This window comes from Bacillus sp. LSHTCR4, from assembly GCF_057197025.1.
In genome coordinates, this window is record NZ_JBXUNO010000006.1 from 184,624 (window position 1) to 201,519 (window position 16,896).

At 34.2% G+C, this 16,896-nt stretch carries 12 protein-coding genes and 9 tRNA genes; 1 reads left to right on the forward strand and 20 read right to left on the reverse strand.

Going from position 1 to position 16,896, the window contains the following annotated elements; translation table 11 throughout:
* The 12 genes from AC2CGR_RS25655 to AC2CGR_RS25710 all read right to left on the reverse strand — a co-directional run.
* Positions 1 to 2,513, reverse strand: a 2,513-nt coding sequence (locus AC2CGR_RS25655; protein ID WP_484481330.1) for a leucine-rich repeat domain-containing protein, incomplete at its 3' end; no start/stop codon positions are given.
* Between the two features lie 128 nt (positions 2,514 to 2,641).
* Positions 2,642 to 3,817 carry a sporulation protein YhbH gene (gene yhbH / locus AC2CGR_RS25660; RefSeq protein WP_000503513.1) on the reverse strand — a complete coding sequence of 392 codons (1,176 nt, stop codon included), beginning with the start codon at positions 3,815 to 3,817 and terminating at the stop codon, positions 2,642 to 2,644.
* Positions 3,818 to 4,263: 446 nt separating this feature from the next.
* Positions 4,264 to 6,159, reverse strand: a complete 1,896-nt coding sequence (locus AC2CGR_RS25665) for a PrkA family serine protein kinase (protein ID WP_000353281.1) — start codon at positions 6,157 to 6,159, stop codon at positions 4,264 to 4,266.
* Positions 6,160 to 6,538: 379 nt separating this feature from the next.
* Positions 6,539 to 8,608 (reverse strand): sensor domain-containing protein, encoded by a 2,070-nt coding sequence (locus AC2CGR_RS25670; protein ID WP_131101351.1) that lies wholly within the window; start codon positions 8,606 to 8,608, stop codon positions 6,539 to 6,541.
* A gap of 129 nt (positions 8,609 to 8,737) precedes the next feature.
* The gene (gene trmL / locus AC2CGR_RS25675) at positions 8,738 to 9,226 is read right to left on the reverse strand and encodes a tRNA (uridine(34)/cytosine(34)/5-carboxymethylaminomethyluridine(34)-2'-O)-methyltransferase TrmL (protein WP_000538147.1); all 489 of its coding nucleotides are present in this window, start codon (positions 9,224 to 9,226) and stop codon (positions 8,738 to 8,740) included.
* Between the two features lie 58 nt (positions 9,227 to 9,284).
* Positions 9,285 to 10,172 (reverse strand): amidase domain-containing protein, encoded by an 888-nt coding sequence (locus AC2CGR_RS25680; RefSeq protein ID WP_000260546.1) that lies wholly within the window; start codon positions 10,170 to 10,172, stop codon positions 9,285 to 9,287.
* Positions 10,173 to 10,216: 44 nt separating this feature from the next.
* A complete protein-coding gene (queG, locus tag AC2CGR_RS25685) occupies positions 10,217 to 11,359 on the reverse strand; it encodes a tRNA epoxyqueuosine(34) reductase QueG (RefSeq protein WP_000345218.1) in 1,143 nt (380 codons plus the stop codon).
* A 198-nt stretch (positions 11,360 to 11,557) separates the two neighbouring features.
* Positions 11,558 to 11,631 (reverse strand) — tRNA-Gly (locus tag AC2CGR_RS25690).
* Between the two features lie 115 nt (positions 11,632 to 11,746).
* Positions 11,747 to 12,400 carry a DsbA family protein gene (locus AC2CGR_RS25695; RefSeq protein WP_001974588.1) on the reverse strand — a complete coding sequence of 218 codons (654 nt, stop codon included), beginning with the start codon at positions 12,398 to 12,400 and terminating at the stop codon, positions 11,747 to 11,749.
* A 187-nt stretch (positions 12,401 to 12,587) separates the two neighbouring features.
* A complete protein-coding gene (locus AC2CGR_RS25700) occupies positions 12,588 to 13,364 on the reverse strand; it encodes a transglycosylase domain-containing protein (RefSeq protein WP_000664708.1) in 777 nt (258 codons plus the stop codon).
* Between the two features lie 486 nt (positions 13,365 to 13,850).
* On the reverse strand, positions 13,851 to 14,312 hold the full coding sequence (locus AC2CGR_RS25705; protein WP_087967152.1) for an NUDIX hydrolase: 462 nt from the start codon (positions 14,310 to 14,312) through the stop codon (positions 13,851 to 13,853).
* Between the two features lie 146 nt (positions 14,313 to 14,458).
* Entirely contained in the window at positions 14,459 to 15,178 is a 720-nt protein-coding gene (locus tag AC2CGR_RS25710) for a YebC/PmpR family DNA-binding transcriptional regulator (RefSeq protein ID WP_001974580.1), read from the reverse strand.
* 352 nt (positions 15,179 to 15,530) lie between these two features.
* Here AC2CGR_RS25710 and AC2CGR_RS25715 point away from each other — a divergent pair, with 352 nt between their 5' ends.
* Positions 15,531 to 15,851, forward strand: a complete 321-nt coding sequence (locus AC2CGR_RS25715; protein ID WP_087967154.1) for a DUF3884 family protein — start codon at positions 15,531 to 15,533, stop codon at positions 15,849 to 15,851.
* A gap of 212 nt (positions 15,852 to 16,063) precedes the next feature.
* Here AC2CGR_RS25715 and AC2CGR_RS25720 read toward each other — a convergent pair.
* From AC2CGR_RS25720 to AC2CGR_RS25755, 8 genes are all read right to left on the reverse strand, one after another.
* Positions 16,064 to 16,145 (reverse strand) — tRNA-Leu (locus AC2CGR_RS25720).
* 10 nt (positions 16,146 to 16,155) lie between these two features.
* Positions 16,156 to 16,226 (reverse strand) — tRNA-Cys (locus AC2CGR_RS25725).
* A gap of 14 nt (positions 16,227 to 16,240) precedes the next feature.
* Positions 16,241 to 16,315: transfer RNA gene (locus AC2CGR_RS25730), tRNA-Gly, on the reverse strand.
* Between the two features lie 5 nt (positions 16,316 to 16,320).
* Positions 16,321 to 16,395 (reverse strand) — tRNA-Gln (locus AC2CGR_RS25735).
* A gap of 63 nt (positions 16,396 to 16,458) precedes the next feature.
* Positions 16,459 to 16,534, reverse strand: a tRNA-His gene (locus AC2CGR_RS25740).
* Between the two features lie 19 nt (positions 16,535 to 16,553).
* Positions 16,554 to 16,627: transfer RNA gene (locus AC2CGR_RS25745), tRNA-Trp, on the reverse strand.
* A 7-nt stretch (positions 16,628 to 16,634) separates the two neighbouring features.
* Positions 16,635 to 16,718 (reverse strand) — tRNA-Tyr (locus AC2CGR_RS25750).
* Between the two features lie 10 nt (positions 16,719 to 16,728).
* Positions 16,729 to 16,804, reverse strand: a tRNA-Thr gene (locus tag AC2CGR_RS25755).
* Positions 16,805 to 16,896: the final 92 nt, after the last annotated feature.

Sequence of the window (16,896 nt, forward strand, 5' to 3'; positions counted from 1 at the left end):
TCAACTTCTTTTGTTGATTCTTTTACTTCCTCTTTTACCTCTTCAACTTCTTTTGTTGATTCTTTTACTTCCTCTTTTACCTCTTCAACTTCTTTTGTTGATTCTTTTACTTCCTCTTTCTCTTCTTCAACTTCTTTTGTTGGCTCATCCACTTCCTCTTTCTCTTCTTCAACTTCTTTTGTTGGCTCTTTTACTTCTTCTTTCGGTATTAATTTTTCTACTATATTCTGCACGACAATGCCACTATATAATATGCCAGTCTCATAATGATCTGCATCTAAATCAAATTCATATATTTTTTCCCCTAGAGTACTCCAAATAATTCCCTCATCAGTAAGTGTTCCACCTTCACTCTTTAGTGTAATCTTTTCAATTGGCTCTCCTTCTAAATCATATACAGGAATTATCACTTCTTTATTTATTTCTGCATCATCCAAAATGACTTTTTGCCTTCTAACATCAATTGTTCCCCACTGACCTAATTGTATTAACGGCCTTACATCACGAATCTCATTTTCAGCTAATTTTAAGCTAAGTAGGTCTAACATTGATCCAAGAACCGACACATCTTTAATACGATTATCTGTAAGGTTTAACCATTGTAAATTTTCCAATGAAGATAACGGTGTTATATCTTCAATTTGATTATGAGATACATTCACATTATTCAATTGTTTCAAGTTTGAGATGAACTCAATATTTTTCAAACCTACTCCTTCTAAAGTGAGTTTTTCTAAGTTCGTCATATACTCTAAACCTGCAATATCTTTTATCTCATTTCCTTTTTCTTTAAGTATCTCTAATTTTTTAATCTGTAATAAATCTTCTTTGGTGATAGGAGCGTTTAAATTCTCTCTACCCAAATTCTCTTTATTAATATGTTGTTGTAAAGTTTTATCGAGAATTACATTTGCAATTTCTTTTTGTTTTTCAACTATATTCTGTATAACCGTACCATTAAATCTTATTTTACTTTCAGTAGAATTAGTATCTAGTTTAAATTCGTATATTTTTTCTCCAGGACTATTCCATTTTATAAATCCGTTATTCAGAGTAGCCCCCTCACTTTGTAAATTAATATTTTGAAGTGGCTCTCCTTTAAGGTTGTATACTGGGATTTTTATTTCTTCATCTACGCTTGCTTCATTTAAAAAGATTTTTTGTCTTTGAATGTCAATTGAAATTCGCTTACCTAATTCTTCAACAGGCCTTACGTCAGAAATCTCATTTGCTCCAAGATTTATCTTGTATAAATTTGTTAAGGTACTCAACGGCGATATATCAGAGATATAATTCTCTTCTAAATTCAGCACTTGTAAATTTCCTAATTGAGATAATGGTGATATATCTTTTATTTCACTATCAGAAATTTCTAGTTCAATAAGGTTACTTATTTTACTAATAGGTTCAACATTATTAATTTTATTGTTCCCTATCCATAATAATTTCACATTATTTAATCGATCAATTCCCGTAAGATCACTGATTTGATTATTTGCTAAGTATAATTGTTTCATAGTTGATAATGTAAATAATGGCTGGATATCTTTAATGTTATTACCGATTAAATCTAATGTTTTAATTTTTTTCATTTTACTTAATGGTGTAAGATCAGAAATTTTATTATCTCTTAAAAAAAGCATATTAATATTCTCTAACTGCTCAATTGGGTGAATACTTTCAATTGAATTAGACGTTAAATCAACGTACTTCAAACCTCTCAATTTCGAGATGGCTGATATGTCTTTTACATTAGACTCTCGTAACGTCAACTTCTCTAAATTTGTCATATACTCTAAACCAGTTATTTCTCTTATTCCTTTACCTGAATAAATGGATAATATTTTAATTTGTAATAAATCTTTCTTTGTGATTGGCGCATCTACATTATCTCTATCTAAGTTATATTTATTAATATATTTTTGTAATTGCTTATCTAATATTACATTTCCACTTTCATCTTGTTGTTCCACTTTTTCCTCTTTATTTTCCTTTTGTTCTTTTGGAACATTATTTTCTAAATTTAAAGCATTCACTTCAAACTGCACTTGGTATTTATTATCGTAAAACATTGTCGGAATATAAATATGCATTTGCATATTATACCTTTTTCCTAATTCCCCTACTTCAAACTGAATTACTTTTGTCCCATTTTTCTTTTTATCTTCTGATATTACTTTCACATCATGAAACACACCTGGAGTATGAATATCCTCTGTTTTCAAGTATTGAAAGAAATCACTATCACTTAACGTTGCTGTTACAATTTTCTTTCCATTCTCAATTGTTAATTTCGGATTTTTTATATACACAGCTGCCATAGATTCTTCATTCGTTTTATCTTTATACGCCTTAATAACAGCTTCATATGTACCATCTTCTAAACCTTGTCCCGTTTTATTCGCCTCAATTGCCACTGCTGCTAAAGCAGGTGTTGAATAAACAGCAAACGGAAGTGATAACGTCGCCGCTATAATCATTGCATTTATACGTTTTCTTTTATTTTGTTTCAACCTTACATCTCCTCCAAAATATACAAATCTAAATATAACTATATCCCGAGTAAATGATAATGATTTTCATTATCATTGTCAACTAAAAAAATAAAAAGTTTACAAAAAAAGAACCTCTTTAAAAGAGGTTATGCCATTTTTTCACCTGATTCTTCTCTAAAAAAGCTTTTCATCGCATGAAATACGTCTGCTTTTTGCTTTAAAATATAATATCTGAAATTCTCATCTTTAATATTTTTATAGGCTGACATAAGTGTACTATGGCGGTTGTACTGATTCACTTCCCCATACCCAAACATATTACACTTCTTCATTAATTCTTCAACAAGTTTTACACATCTAGCATTATCTGATGTTAAATTATCACCGTCTGAAAAATGGAATGGATAAATATTATAGCGGTCTGGTGAATATTTATTATCGATTAGCTCAAGTGCTTTTTTGTATACAGAAGAACAAATTGTTCCGCCACTTTCTCCTTTTGAGAAAAACTCTTCCTCTGGAACTACTTTTGCCTCCGTATGATGGGCAATAAATTCAATATCTACTGTTTCATACTTTGTGCGTAGAAATCTCGTCATCCAGAAAAAGAAGCTACGCGCCATATATTTCTCCCATATTCCCATCGATCCACTCGTATCCATCATCGCTAATACAACAGCTTTTGAATCTGGCTTTAATACTTCATTCCAAGTGCGGAATTTTAAGTCTTCTTGATGAATTGGATGGAAAGATGCTTTACCACGCATCGCATTTCGTTTATATGCGGATATCATCGTTCTTTTCTTATCGATGTTGCCCCATAATCCTGTTTTTCTAATATCATTAAATTCAACATGTTCAATCCGGTTTTCATCCATTTCTTTTCTCTTTAAATTAGGTAATTCTAATTCTTTGAAAAATGCTTGCTCTAATTCCAAAATAGAGACTTCAGCTTCATAATAATCTTCTCCAGCCGCATCCCCTGCTCCTTGCCCTTTTCCTGGTCCTTTTTGCTTTTGACCACCTGATCCATCTCTCGCAACGACATCACCAACTTTGCTGTCACCATTTCCTTGCCCAACATGTTTGTTTTTATCATAATTGTACCTAATCTTATATTCATCTAAAGAACGAATCGGTATTTTTACAACATCCTTACCATTAGACATAACAATGCTTTCTTCTGTTACAAGATCGGGTAAATTATTCTTAATTGCCTCTTGTACTTTCTCTTGATGGCGTTGTTGGTCGTCATATCCTTTGCGATGGAGGGACCAGTTTTCCTGTGAGATCGTATAATTTGGTTGGTTTTCTTCACCCATTTCTTTCCCTCCTTACTGTAATTGTCTTCCTATATGAACAGCAAGCTAGAAAGTTTGTTTTATACTGTGCAAGCTAGAATGAAAGGTAACTGCCCATCAAAAATCATCCCATAAACATATATAACGTTTTTCATATAATACTCCGAGCATCCTAAACAAAATTTTTCCACTCACATACTAGAAAGAAACATTCAGCCGTTGATAAGAAAGAAACACAATGCATAGTTGCACACATTTACACTTTGCAACATATTGTATTGTGTTGGCTTTTTTCCTATGAATGGTTGGTTACTCTATCATATGCATATTGTAAAAATAATTGACAATAAATTCATGAAATTGCATCTTAATTTATTATATTTGGACAAGGTATGACACTTTACACATATGAACGGATAATAAAACGCTGTCCCGCAAAATACAAGAGACAGCGTTTTGTTATCAAACTATCGGTTTAGCAGGCTACCTACATAGCGTAATAATTCATTTGCTGAAGAAGAATTATAGCCGTGCTCATCAATTAAACGTGCAACAACGTCATTGATTTTCTTCAGCTGATTTTCGTCTGGTGTTTTCGTTGATGTTGTAATTTTCACTATATCTTTTAAATCAGCAAATAGCTTCTTCTGGATTGCTTCACGAAGACGTTCGTGCGAATTATAATCGAAACGTTTTCCTTTACGTGCATAAGCAGAGATGCGAATTAATATTTCTTCTCGGAATGCTTTTTTAGCATTTTCTGAGATTCCAATTTGCTCCTCAATCGAGCGCATTAATTTTTCATCTGGACTCATTTCTTCCCCTGTTAACGGATCACGTAATTTTGACTTATTGCAGTAGGCCTCAACGTTATCTAAGTAATTATCCATAAGTGTCTTCGCTGATTCTTCATATGAATACACGAATGCTTTTTGTACTTCTTTCTTCGCAATCTCATCATATTCTTTTCTCGCTAATGAGATGAAATTCATATAACGCTCTCGGTCTTCATTACTAATCGATGGATGCTGATCTAATCCATCTTTTAAAGAGCGAAGTACATCTAATGCATTAATAGATGGTACCTCTTTTCGAATAATTGTAGAAGAAATTCGATTAATAACGTAACGAGGATCAATACCTTTCATACCTTCATCTTGATATTCGCGTTGCAGCTCCTCTACGTCAATCGCATTATAACCTTCTACTGTTTCTCCATCATACAAACGCATCTTTTTAATTAAATCAATATCTGGACGCTTCGGATCTTTTAAACGAGTTAAAATCGTAAACATTGCTGCAACTCGAAGTGTGTGTGGTGCAATGTGAACATTGGACACATCACTTTCACGAATCATTTTTTCATAAATATGTTCTTCTTCACTAACCCTTAAATTGTATGGGACCGGCATTACGATAATACGTGAATGTAATGCTTCATTTTTCTTATTTGCAATAAAAGAACGATACTCCGTTTCATTCGTATGCGCTACAATTAATTCATCTGCTGAAATAAGCGCAAATCTTCCCGCTTTGAAATTCCCTTCTTGCGTAAGCGATAATAAATGCCATAAGAACTTCTCGTCGCATTTTAACATCTCTTGGAACTCCATCATTCCACGGTTTGCCTTATTTAATTCTCCATCGAAGCGATACGCTCGTGGATCTGATTCTGAACCATATTCTGCGATTGTGGAAAAGTCCAGGCTACCTGTTAAATCGGCAATATCTTGTGATTTAGGATCAGACGGGCTAAATGTACCAATCCCTGTACGGCGATCTTCCGAGAAGAAAATACGCTCTACAACTACATCCTCAATTCGTGAACCATATTCTTGTTCTAGACGCATAACGTTGAGTGGTGATAAATTCCCTTCAATTCTAACTCCATACTCATCAAAGAAATCATCCCGTAAATGGTGCGGAATTAAATGAAGTGGATCCTCATGCATTGGGCATCCTTTAATGGCAAAAATTGCTCCGCGATCTGTTCTTGAATATGTTTCTAATCCTCGTTTCAACATCGTAACTAATGTTGATTTCCCTCCACTAACAGGACCCATTAATAATAAAATACGTTTTCTAACATCTAATCGTTTTGCAGACGGATGAAAATATTCCTCTACAAGACGTTCTAAAGCATCCTCTAAACCAAATAACTGATTACTAAAGAAGTTATACTTTCTTCTACCATCTACTTCTTCAATTCCAGCATCTTTTATCATATTGTAAATGCGAGAGTGTGCTGTTTGAGCCACCCATGGTCTTTCCTTCACAAGCTCCAAATACTCCGCAAACGTACCTTCCCATTGTAAGCGTTCTTCTGCTTCTCGATGCTGTTCAATTTTTTTTAGAATATCCATTATAGCTCCTCCCCCATCTCCTTGTTCAATCGGATTATTATAAAAGGTATGCTAGGATGTCCTCAAACATTCTTTAAATCAAAATGAAATATACAGTAGTGCTATAAAATTCTCTCCAAAATTCAAAGAAAATTCTGTATAATATAGGTATTAAAGTTTTTACACCGCTATTCATTTTAAATAAATTCTTTTCTTCCAAGAACCTTACATACATTTCAAATTCGTAAACTGAAAAAACAGGAGGGATATTAGTATGAAATTATTATTAATTTTAGGTGTATCACTCACATTTCTTACCGCTATTTTTACATCTGGTTACAATGATAAACCCGGTACGCATAAAAAATGATGTGCTTTTAGCACATCATTTTTTTATGCATTATTTATAATACATATTTTCCATATCATATTTGGATAGTGGTCGGCTATAGTAATAACCCTGTACAAACTTCACATTCTTTTCCTTCAAAAATTGTATTTGTTCCGCTTTTTCTACTCCTTCTGCAATTACATTCAATTCCAAAGTATGAGCTAAATGAATAATTGCAGCCGTAATATTCGTATCGCGTTCATCTACATGTATACCTTCCATAAAAGAACGATCAATTTTCAAGGTATCAATTGGGTACGTTTTTAAATAACTTAAAGATGAATATCCTGTCCCAAAATCATCTAAATGAATCTTTAAATTTTGTTCTTTTAATTGTAGCAATACTCTTTTCGATATATCTTTATGTATAAGTGCTCCTTCTGTAACCTCTATCGCTAATAAATGAGCTGGTACATTGTACTTATGTAAAGCTCGTGTAATCATCTCTATTAATGTAATAGAGCGAAAATGCCTAGCTGAAATATTAACTGCAATCGGAACAACTTCATATCCTTTATTTAACCATTCACGTATTTGCCGACATACTTCATTTACTACCCATTCATCAAGCTTAATAATAAATCCTGTTCTTTCTGCTAGCGGAATAAATTGATTGGGAGGGACAAATCCTAATTCTTTATTCTCCCACCTTATTAAAGCCTCCATACTAGCTATTTTTTTCGTTTCAATATTAATTTGCGGCTGATAATGTAAGAAGAATTCATTTTTTTCTATAGCACGATGTAATTGGTTTTCTATTATAAATCTTTGTTCACGTTCACTATCTAATCCACTGCAATAAAAATGATAATGCCCTTTTCCTTTATCCTTTGCTTTTTCCAAAGCAGCATCAACTCTTTGGAATAATATTTTTTCATCTTCTCCATCTCTTGGAGCCATTACAATTCCGATTGACGCACTTAAATACACGTCCTCTTCTTCGATTACAAAATGTTCACTAATCTTTTTTTGTATGCTTTTTGCAACTACTTCTACACGTTCTTTCGTTATGTTTTCTATTAACATAACAAATTGATCATCGTGTTCTCTAAATAAGTGCATACCAGGTATTTGAAAACTGCTTAAACATTCTGTAACTTTTTGTAATACTTTATCTCCTTCTTTATGACCAAACGTATCATTAATAAGGTGAAATTCATCTAAATCTATAAAGATAAACGCAAAATCTATCTTCTCATTTAAAAAATCATTTAACTTATTTGCACATGAAATTCTATTCATTAATCCTGTTAACTGATCATAATAAGCTAAATATTCTGTTCGCATTTCATTTAATACTTGTCTTGTAACATCCCTCGTAACAATATATACCCCAATAATTTCACCATTTACAATAATAGGAATAGTTCTCAAAGAAATATAGAGCTCGTACCCTTCTTTATGAACATATTTCTTTGAAACAATTTGCTTTGCCTTTCCTTGCATGGATCTCTTAAATATAATTTGAAAATCTTTTTTATATTCTTTATTAATAAATTCAAAAATAAATTTATTGTTTAATTCTTCATATCGGTATCCAAATATTTCATACGTTGCTGGATTTGCATATGTAATTCTTCCTATAGAATCTATAGATATAATGGAGTCATTATTATATTCTAGTAATGACTTAAACAGCATTTGTTTTTCCTCTATCTCAATCTTCTCCTCTATTTGAGCTGTAATATCCCTCGTAATACAAATAATAAACTGACATACTCCTTCTTCGTCAAATACAGGATTAAGTAAAGATTCATAATGTAGCTCACCTTTTGGTAAACTAACTACATCACAAAAGATATGTGCTTTCGCTTCTCTCGCTACTTTTGCATATTGCACTTGCAATATTTCCGCCGTATCTTCCGGTAATACTTCTGCAAAAGTTTTTCCATAACATTCTTCACTTAGCTTCGCATAATCCATACCTAATTTATTTACATAAATATATTTAAAGGTTTCATCATCAATAACTTTCACAATAAATACTAAATCTTGAATAGCATGTAATAATCCTCTTCTTATTAAATCCATATCTATCATACTTAAAAAGGTATTTTGATTACTATATCGTTCCTTCATATTTATCTCAACCTGTCTAATCTATTTTTATTCATATATCCCCATTCTATATGAATATGTACCCTTTTTTAAATGTATGATCACATATTTATTTTTATTTTTAGAAAAAAAGTCGCCATATGGCGACTTTTAATAAACAATTTCTAAATCTAATCCTGGATAATTTTGTTGACGGAACGCTTCATAAATTAAAATAGCTGCTGTATTAGATAAATTTAATGAGCGCACTTTATCAGTCATTGGAATACGTAAACAATGATCGAAGTTTTCTTCGATTACATTAGCTGGTAAGCCGTTTGTTTCTCTTCCAAATACAAAATAGTAATCCTTCTCACGTTTACTATAATCAAACGCTGTATGAGCCTTCTCGCCATACTTTGTTAAATAGAAGAATTCACCATCTTTATTTTTCTCATAAAATTCTTCAATTGAATCATAATACGTAATTTTCACGTGCTGCCAATAATCTAATCCTGCACGTTTTAACATTTTATCATCCGTTGAAAATCCAAGCGGTCTAATCAAATGTAATTCTGTTCCAGTTGCTGCACAAGTACGAGCAATATTCCCTGTATTTGCTGGAATTTCTGGTTGATATAAAACAACATGTACTCCCACGCGATATTCACCTCTGTTTTTTGTCTACTACGTATTATACCACTTGAGCGAAAAATCTCTACCCATTAATAATATGAAAGAACTTATATTTCATTTGTGGTGTATATTTACTAGAATCTTCATAGTTCCAATAACGCCGACGACTATTCGCTGAATGTGCATTTACAAGTGGCATACCATCTGCGTCTTTTGCTACTACAATCGTCGTATGATTCCACCTACCATCATCCTCGAAATCATAAGCGATGACATCACCAAGAATAAGGTCCTCAGGCCTTTCTACAGCTTCTGCTCGAAGTCCTGTTGTAGCACCTGACAAATACCAATAAAAAGAGTGTGCGACAGCCCAGCTCCAACTCCACTGATTCTCCCTTTGCCACCATCCTTTACGAATGTTAGGGTATCCATTCATCGGTACTTCTCCAGTATGAAGACATTGAGAAATAAAATTCGTACAATTATCAGGGAAATTACGATATACAGGATTTCGATCATCCCACCAACGCTCTGCATATTTAACTGCCTCTAAACGGTTATACTGATATGAACCGTATTTCTCTTTTGTAACTTCCCTCTCCAATGTCTCACTCATTCCAACTGCTTCTGGCACTTCAAGAGCATAATCATCTACTACCCGGCTATTATTTAAACAAACTCTTCGTTTTAATTGTTCCTCTTCAATATAAAATAATTCTTTATGCTTAATTAAATATTTAAAATGAATTTGATAATCAATTTCTTGATGATTGCTATTATTTAATTGCCTCATAAAAGAAACGTCCGCAGTTGCTTTCACTATATCTGCACTACGCTTTTGGAATAATTGTCTCTTTCTCTGTGCTATTTGTAATAAATCTTCAGCAATACCATCCACATTTGTTCGCTTCTCTGTTATATATGCTAAAAATTGTTGTACTTGCTTTTCAATATTTATTTTTACAACCATTTCGTCTCCCTCCCATATTACAATATGAAAAAGGGAGATATTATCTACTCTTTTTTCTGCGCTAACAATTCAAGTCCGCGATTCATTTCATGAAGAACCTCTTCGTCTTTCTCACGTTGCATCGCTTTTTCAATAGCTTCGCCGACGCCGTCTCCACCAATTTTCCCAAGCGCCCACGCTGCTGTTCCGCGAAGTACTGGTCTTGGATCATCTTTCATAACACCTATTAAATCTGGAATTGCTGATGCTTCTTTAAAATGTGCAAGTGCTAAAATCGCATTTCGTTGCAACGGTTTTTTACCTCTCCATGAACCAGACATAATTCCATATTTCTCTTTAAAATCACGATTACTAATTGTTAAAAGCGGTGTTAATAACGGCTTAACTAACTCAGGATCTGGTTCCATCTCAGGATGATTATGAAAATCCATTCCTTTATTTTTCGGACAAACTGTCTGACACGTATCACATCCATAAATACGATTTCCTATTTTGTCACGATATTCTTCCGGTAGGAATCCCTTCGTCTGTGTTAAAAATGCAATACATTTCTTCGAATCTAACTGTCCTCCTTGTATTAAAGCACCTGTAGGACAAATATCAATACATTTTGTACAGCTTCCGCATTGGTCTTCTATCGGCTGGTCTGGTGGGAATGGAACATTTGTAATCATTTCTCCTAGATATACATACGAACCAAATTCAGGTGTAATAATAGAGCAGTTTTTACCGCTCCATCCAATACCGGCACGCTCTGAAACAGCTCGATCACTTAATTCACCCGTATCAACCATTGACTTAACTTCTATATCGGGAAGTTTTTCGATTAAATATGCTTCTAATTTTTGCAAACGATCTCGTAAAACGAGATGATAATCTTGTCCCCAAGAGGCGCGACAAAAAATCCCGCGGCGTTCTCCGCGTTTACTTAATGGTGCATTTTTTAATTTGGAAGGATACGCTAATGCAATCGCAATAATTGATTTTGCACCAGGTAATAGAAGCTGTGGGTTCGTTCTCTTTTCTATATCAGGCTCTTCAAATCCAGATTGATAATTTAATTGTTGCTGCTGGATTAAGCGCTGCTTTAATTCCTCAAATGGTGAAGCACTAGCAAAGCCTATTTTATCTATACCAATTGTTTTACTATACGCAATTACATCTTGCTTTAATTGTTCAAAATCCATTCCTAATCGCCTCCTCAGATGAACCCATCCCTTATGTAACGATTTATTGGTTAGCAATTCACTTTTGGAATACTATTCTTTACTTCTATTTTCGCATACAATCACGCTTTTCAAACATTAAAAAACGCAATGCCTCGTTTATCTCGGAAACGAAACACTGCGTTGATCACAATTTATAGAAAAACATTTAATAAAATTTGGAGCGGGTGAAGAGAATCGAACTCTCGACCAGAGCTTGGAAGGCTCTTGTTTTACCACTAAACTACACCCGCAAATATGAAATAAATATAAGATATTAGAATAACTTATGTAAAGTAGTATAGCATGTAAAAAAAGCAGAAGCAAGAATTTTATCGAAAAAAGTCGAAAAAGTGATGAGAGTCCTCATCACTTTTTCAATTCTTTATCAATTGCCTTCTTCATACTATCAAAATCAGGGTTTGCAAGATTTCCATTTATATATACTGAAGGAGCACCTTGAACTTTTAATTTTTGAGCACGATCTGAATCTTTACGTACTTTTTCTTTTATTTCTTTACTGTGTAAATCCTTCTTAAATTGTGCTATATCAACTTTCGGAAGCTTCTCTTTCACAATGTTAAGAAGTAATTCTTCTGTAATCCATTCTTCCGTGTCTTTCTTTTGACTTTGATAAATCTCATCATAGAAAATCCAGAATGAATCTTTATCTTGTTTATAAATTGCTTCACCAGCTGCTGCACCTAAATCAGAGTCTTTTCCGATAAATGGGAAATTAATAAAGTATAACTGCACTTTACCTTTGTCGATATACTCTTCTTTTAATCGTGGCAATACTGTTACATCCCAAGTACGACAAGCAGGACATTTGAAGTCTCCAAATTCAACTACCTTAACCGGAGCATCATCTTTCCCTAAAGATTGTTGTGTGGAATAAGCAAACATCTCATTCCCTTTATCTTTTTTGTCATTTATGATGCTATACGCAATCGTTCCGATCACAATCAATACTGCAATGGAAAAAACTATACCGAGAGCCATGAGTTTGTTCGATGATTTCATATACATTCCTCTTTAAATTCATATTCTGTATACAGCATTGTACACAATACACATAATATCAATACTTACATCTGTCACGCAATGAACACGCTCACATAAATTACAAAAATACAACAATTGTGACGATATTGTGTCACAATTTGTCACAATTTATTCAAAAAAAGAAGCTCCTATGTAGGAACTTCCCTTAGCTTACTGCTTTTGCACGCGCATTATTTAGCATTGATTGATCTGTTTTTATATCATGACGAATGACTAATTTCTCACTAACTGCTTGCACATACTCATCATGATTGATATAGCCTTCTTTCTCCATTAATCTCAAAACAACATTCCGTCTCTCTACGGCCTTATCATAATTTTGGGCAGGTGAGTAATAAGCGGGTGCCTTTACTACAGCAGCCATCATTGCACTTTCAGCCAACGTTAATTGACTCACCTTTTTACCGAAGTAAAGGTTTGCCGCTTTTTCAATTCCCCATGCTCCTTCTCCGTAATAAATATTACTTACATACAATTTTAAAATTTCATCCTTCGTAAATGTACGTTCAATCTTTTTCGTATAGAAAATCTCTTTCCACTTACGAGAAAATGTACGTTCATTCGTTAAAAAAGCATTTTTGGATAACTGTTGTGTAATTGTGCTTCCACCTTGCACAACACCACCAGCTTTTATATTCTCAACAGACGCTCTGACAATTGCTATATAATCTAAACCGTTATGATGATAAAACCTTTTATCTTCTGTCGCAATAAATGCATGTGTTAATGATTCTGGCACCTCTAACTTAGCTGGTACATGCAATTTACTAATATCACTTTGCTCGATCATTACATTTCCAATGAATAATAACGTAAAACTTAACAATAATAATAAAATAATGGCTTTATAAAAAAACTTAGTCATTGGATTTAATGCAACTTTTTGATGGTAGTTCACCCTAGATAATACTCGTTCTTTCATCTTGAACACCTCTTTTCCACACAGCGTATAATTCTTACTTTAAGAATACCTTGTCGTAAAAAAATATCCCATCGATTTCTCTTACACGTACCTTACATCATTGTAAGGTATAAATTGAAACTTTCATTAGACTGCACCAATCTGGCTGCCCAGCAAATAGCGGAATAAAAAAGTATTGTATCACAGTCCTTTTTTATCTACTATTCATCTGAAATATTGAATATAGATTATGCTAAATCAATAGCAGATTAAATCTTAAGGCTATTATACTTTCTCTATTAAAGCACCCTATTTTCATTATATCATCTACAAATATATATAATTTTGAGTATCTAGTAATCTAAATGTACATAATATATCATATATTATACAGAACAAACGTTCTTTAAATCAATACTAACGCTATTATTATTTTGACCTTTTTCTTAAACAGTATACAAAAAAGAGTAGTGATTTGATTGTGTCTCAAATCGACTACTCTTTTCTTTACAATCTTCCTATTAAGTTATACGGCTGCACTTCCCACGTTTCATACGGAATAAAATGTGTTGCTCTCATCGCATCAAGCGTTCTGGATTTCATATGAGGACGCGTTATATACTCATTTATGTTCTCTTCGTTTAAAGCCACAAATTTAGCCTCTTGTATTTCTTCAGGTTGAATTTTTATTTCACCGCTCACATATGCCACTTTAAATACAATACCTAAAATGTGCATAGAAGCATTATAATAGACCCCTGTAATTCCGATAGGCTTCACAGTTAATCCCGTCTCCTCAAGCATTTCCCTACAAACTGCTTGATCGAGTGCTTCCCCTTCTTCCACCTGTCCTCCCGGCAACTCCCACGTATCAGCTCGCCAGTGTACCTTTACTAATAACACCTCAGTTTTTTCGTTGATTAAATAGCCTGCTACAGCAACGATATGTTTTGGTGTTTTATGTTCCATATTACGCCTCCTAGAAATAATGAATATTTCATATATCCCTATAAGCATATTCCCTGTCTACACCAAAATACCTTTACTAATTCCTCACCTTAATTATATTCATAAAAAAGCCCCTATTCGTTAAACGAACAGGGACTTCTATCGTATTATTCTCCTAAGTCTACGTTGTGGTAAACTTGTTGTACATCTTCTAAATCTTCTAATGCATCAACCATTTTTTCAAATTGTGCTTGTGCATCTTCAGGAAGTGTTACATCACTTTGTGCAAGCATTGTTAATTCAGCAACTGTAAATTCTTCAACACCCGCATCTTTAAGAGCAGATTGTACTGCATGGAATTGATCTGGTTCAGCATACACGATAACAGCATCTTCTTCTTCAAGAATGTCACGTGCATCTACGTCTGCTTCCATTAAAATTTCAAGAACCTCATCTGATGTTTTCCCTTCAAGGCCGATAACAGCTGTCGCATCAAACATGTAAGCCACAGAACCGTTTACACCCATGTTACCACTGTTTTTGCTAAATGCAGCTCGTACATCTGCTGCAGTACGGTTTACGTTATTTGTAAGTGTATCTACAATTACCATAGATCCATTTGGTCCGAATCCTTCATAACGAAGCTCGTCATAATTTTCTTCTGAACCACCTTTTGCTTTTTCAACTGCACGATCGATAATTGTTCTTGGAACATTGTATGTTTTCGCACGTTCTAATACAACTCTAAGCGCTTGGTTTGATTCTGGATCTGGCTCACCTTGTTTTGCTGCCACATAAATTTCACGTCCAAATTTCGCGTATATACGGCTTGTATTTGCATCTTTTGATGCTTTTTTATCTTTAATATTATTCCATTTACGACCCATACTTTCCACTCTCTTTCCCGTTTTAAATCTACATAAAAATATTAATATGAAATATAATGTGTATTCAACACATTTTTAAAAGAAATATAAAAAGTTCATTTTTGATTCATATTACAGACATAATATAAATCACTATCATTTTGTTCTTTCGACAAGTTATATTATACATGAATTCCTACATTTATCACGAATTTTAGAGGCACATAGTATAATTTAACAAAAAAAGACTCTAACATTTCTGTTAGATTTTTTTATATTGCCGATACCGATTTCCATAATATTCCCTTTATTACTTTCTATTGCTGTATAATTAAAATAGGAAAAAATTTGAAAAAGTATAGGGGGAATTATTATGACACATTCAAATGAGAAAAAGGCACATGGGCTTAAAGGGATAGGAGAAAAACTAAACCCAACTATCTATCAAGTGAGATTCATGAAATTAGATGAACCGATTCAATTTGATTCGTTTCCTGAATTAAAGGAATTAGGAGACTGGTTGAGTACTTCAACGCACATGTGGTCGTGCCACTCAACTATGTACAAATACAACAGAGAAAAGTTTGAAAAGAAGTTTTTAGAAATTACGAAATTAACAGCTGATCATGTACTAATATCTATTGGTGGTGTCGGATTTAACTTCATGTCACCGGGATGGAGAAGTTCTCTCTAGAGTGCTCGAAGGAAATATTATATATACAATATTCTGCTGGAATTTTATAGAATACCGCAATTAAAAGGATAAAAATGAATGTTTGTTTTTATCCTTTTAATGTTTCGCCGTTTACTCACCGTACACTTTTTGTGCTTATTTTATCACGTAATGAAAAGAAAACACAAAAAAACTCTATACAACTAGTATAGAGTTTTTTTCGCCGTTCTTGATACCGATGGTCGGGGTCGAACCGACACTCCCGAAGGAACACGATTTTGAGTCGTGCGCGTCTGCCAATTCCGCCACATCGGCACAAAAGAAAAGGCGGCAACCGGATTTGAACCGGTGATAAAGGTTTTGCAGACCTCTGCCTTACCACTTGGCTATGCCGCCATATAAAATTTTACTGGAGCGGAAGACGGGATTCGAACCCGCGACCCCAACCTTGGCAAGGTTGTATTCTACCACTGAACTACTTCCGCAAAAATGGCTGGGCTAGCTGGATTCGAACCAGCGCATGACGGAGTCAAAGTCCGTTGCCTTACCGCTTGGCTATAGCCCATCGAATTCTTACTTAATTATATGTAAGTATCCATTAGATTATTTATAATTTTTAAAATAAAAATGGGGCGACTGATGGGAATCGAACCCACGAATGCCGGAGCCACAATCCGGTGCGTTAACCACTTCGCCACAACCGCCATGTTGTGTAAATATATTTGGCAGGGGCAGTAGGAATCGAACCCACACTGGAGGTTTTGGAGACCTCAGTTCTACCTTTAAACTATGCCCCTATGTAAATGGTGGAGGGGGGCAGATTCGAACTGCCGAACCCGAAGGAGCGGATTTACAGTCCGCCGCGTTTAGCCACTTCGCTACCCCTCCGAAACTTACATGGTGCCGGCTAGAGGACTTGAACCCCCAACCTACTGATTACAAGTCAGTTGCTCTACCAATTGAGCTAAGCCGGCGTATACTATTAAGATAAATGGTGGCTCGGGACGGAATCGAACCGCCGACACGAGGATTTTCAGTCCTCTGCTCTACCGACTGAGCTACCGAG